The sequence below is a fragment of the Xenorhabdus budapestensis genome (assembly GCF_002632465.1).
Taxonomy (GTDB): domain Bacteria; phylum Pseudomonadota; class Gammaproteobacteria; order Enterobacterales; family Enterobacteriaceae; genus Xenorhabdus; species Xenorhabdus budapestensis.
In genome coordinates this window covers 1-2728 of record NZ_NIBS01000067.1, presented here as the reverse complement: position 1 = coordinate 2728, position 2728 = coordinate 1, and the positions used below count along the sequence as shown (strand labels likewise).

The following is a 2728-nucleotide window of genomic DNA, read 5'->3' as shown; positions in this document are numbered from 1 at the left end:
TTTTCTATTGTCTCTTTCATACGTAAAATTCCTAAAGTGAAATTTCGTTTAATAAATAAACAAAAATATCAACTATCCTGAGATAGATGATGATTAATAAACACGAACTGGCATCATGATGATCAGCCTTTACGGGCGTAATTTCCCGATTGCCTGAGTTTTACTCGGCGCAATTTCAGTTTGCTAGGGTCACACCAGCAGCCTGTCGTGAGGGTAGATTGTTAAAGAGCGTACTATAACTACACGAATCCTTTATCTGGATTAGCTGCTTGCAGTAACCATTTTTCGGTGAATTTCCCGTTAGAATGTTCTGCCAGCAATTTTGAGTACTGGGTTTTTCCTGTGTACTCAGTGCGAGGCAAGCAACCGTTTTGTACCCATTTCCAGACCGCTACGGGGCTTTTTCTGCATATTTTCGCTGCCGCGGTTTGCCCACCAACGGCATTAACTGCGAACTCAACTGGGTTCATTGGTTAATACCCTTATTAATTAGATTAACTGTTAGTTAATTATAAATTCTAACTGACAGTTAAGTCAAGTCTGGATGATAATTAACTTATGGTTAAAAACAAAGAGAAGGTTGAGTTCACAAAACGGCTAAAAGAAGCTTGCTTGGACGCTGGTTTGGCTGGGCGTGGACTAGGCAAGAGAATTACTGATGCACTTGCCGAACAGAAGATAAAAGTCAGTGGGCCTGCGGTTTGGAAGTGGCTAAACTCTGAGTCAATTCCAGATTCCAGCAATATTTTAGCATTGAGTAAGTGGTTGAATGTCAAACCGGAATGGTTGGAGTATGGTCGAGGATCTAAAAAAATAGATGGAGTGCCATTATCAAATGTTGTAGAAGAAGAGGTTCAGCCGTGGGATCACAATAGCCCAATCATTGATGATGAGGTTGTTATCCCATATTTTAAAAGCATAGAGCTAGCCGCTGGAAGCGGTTGTTGTATTAACGAAGATTATAATGGATTTAAATTGAGATTCTTGCGTTCTACTCTTCGTCGATATGGGGCAGATCCTGCAAATGTAGTGGCATTCCCTGTTCATGGTGACAGTATGTCTCCGGTAATTCCAGATGGCTCAACTGTAACTGTTGACCGAGGGCATCAACACATTGTAGATGGAGGAATATACGCTATTGAACAAGACGATTTATTCCGCATTAAATTGTTATATCGTCAACCCGGAAAATTAATTATACGCAGTTTTAATTCCATAGAGTTCCCCGATGAAATCGCGGAAACTCAGAGTGTCAAAATAATAGGCAGGGTTATTCACTGGTCTGTGATGGCTTGGTGAGTAACAATTTTCAATTACCCCTTCAAATATAGCCGCTTAACTAGCGGCTATATCCATTTATCCCATCAAAAACGTTACCTAAATCACAATTTCACTACCAATTAAAAAAATATTAACTGTAAAAACAATGACTTATTCTTTATTTTTAATTAAATTAACCATTGGTTATTGACTTGGATTAACTGACGGTTAATAATGAATTCACCCAAGGCACCCAGCCGAAAGATAAATGCAGTACCGCTCTTTAACAACATAGACCCACGACAGGCAACTGACGAGCCCTAGCAAATCGAAATAGCGCCGGGAATTATTCTTAGGCAATCGGGGTAAGCAAAGCCAGCTCCGTAAAGGCGTACTTGTCATAATGTGATGTCGTGTTTATTAACCAAAAGGAAAACTAAATCATGCTTTAGCAAAGCGGATAGACCGCAGGCCAAAATGAGCCACCACGGTAGAGCAGCAAGAAAGCCAACTTGCACCGATTATCAGCGGCTAGAAAGCGACAGAACCTCAAGGGCATGAGCGCGACCACTGCGAGAGTGTGGTGACTGACCACAGATCATTCACTGAGTGGTCTATGGTGAGCTAATTACAGGGGAAATTTCTATGAACAAGAAAGATTACTGGCTGGAAAATATACTTGATGGCTTCTTCGCTCAAGAGCGGAAAAAAGAGCGCGATAACTTCTGGAACAACCGCCAACCCAAACAACGCATGACCAAACAGGAACGCGACACTGTTGACGCATTAACCAGCTTCATTACGACAGTTAACGGTGCTCCATCTAAAAAACCAGTTTCAACCAAAACCAAATCCCGCCGTCGTCAGGAGTCAGGCGGGGTTACTGCGAGGTGAAAATGAATATAGAATTTATCAACGAAGTTCGTGCATCAATGAACCGTAATCGCCAGTCCGCTATTAATTATCGCAATAATAATGATCATTCAATGCGTAAAATCAGCGTCCAAATGGCGCTATCCAAACGCCGTGGCATTCGCTATCCATAGTTAACAGTAACAGCGAGGGGGGGGATATGGAAATAATGAGATCAAATCAAGTCGTTATTATGTACAGAACGGCAAATCAAGTTTCCAGAGTATCGAATGAGTTGGCAGGTTCTTATATGTACTTTGCAAATGCACAGGATGCTATGGATACAGGATTGTTTTGTCAGAAATTAGTTTTTGATTATTGGCCTAGCAGTAAACGTTTCGATTTTCTCGATAAGCCATTTGTAATTAAAGACAGCTCTGAACTTACTCCAGAGGAACATTGGATTAGAGGAACATTGGATAACTGTTAACTAACTCCAGCTCATTTCCGAGTGAGCTGTGCTAAGGATTTTGGCAGTAACCAAGCAAGATCCTGAACGATGGACTATGTGATTCACCATGATGAGAAGTAACGAACTTAACTCTTTTCAATTGAC

General features: G+C 41.1%; 5 protein-coding genes. 4 read left to right on the top strand and 1 reads right to left on the bottom strand.

Annotated elements, in window-relative coordinates; genetic code table 11:
* Positions 1 to 239: 239 nt before the first annotated feature.
* Positions 240 to 470: a helix-turn-helix domain-containing protein gene (locus Xbud_RS18715; protein WP_099137492.1), complete on the bottom strand. Its 231-nt coding sequence runs from the start codon at positions 468 to 470 to the stop codon at positions 240 to 242.
* 88 nt (positions 471 to 558) lie between these two features.
* On the opposite strand from Xbud_RS18715, the gene Xbud_RS18710 reads away from it, so the two are divergent.
* The 4 genes from Xbud_RS18710 to Xbud_RS18700 all read left to right on the top strand — a co-directional run bounded on the left by Xbud_RS18710 (position 559) and on the right by Xbud_RS18700 (position 2602).
* Positions 559 to 1299, top strand: coding sequence for a LexA family transcriptional regulator (locus Xbud_RS18710; RefSeq protein WP_099137491.1), 741 nt, complete (start codon positions 559 to 561; stop codon positions 1297 to 1299).
* A gap of 606 nt (positions 1300 to 1905) precedes the next feature.
* On the top strand, positions 1906 to 2154 hold the full coding sequence (locus tag Xbud_RS18705; protein ID WP_099137490.1) for a hypothetical protein: 249 nt from the start codon (positions 1906 to 1908) through the stop codon (positions 2152 to 2154).
* A 2-nt stretch (positions 2155 to 2156) separates the two neighbouring features.
* Positions 2157 to 2306, top strand: coding sequence for a hypothetical protein (locus Xbud_RS19995; protein ID WP_169923117.1), 150 nt, complete (start codon positions 2157 to 2159; stop codon positions 2304 to 2306).
* A 26-nt stretch (positions 2307 to 2332) separates the two neighbouring features.
* The gene (locus Xbud_RS18700) at positions 2333 to 2602 is read left to right on the top strand and encodes a hypothetical protein (protein WP_099137489.1); all 270 of its coding nucleotides are present in this window, start codon (positions 2333 to 2335) and stop codon (positions 2600 to 2602) included.
* Positions 2603 to 2728 lie beyond the last annotated feature (126 nt).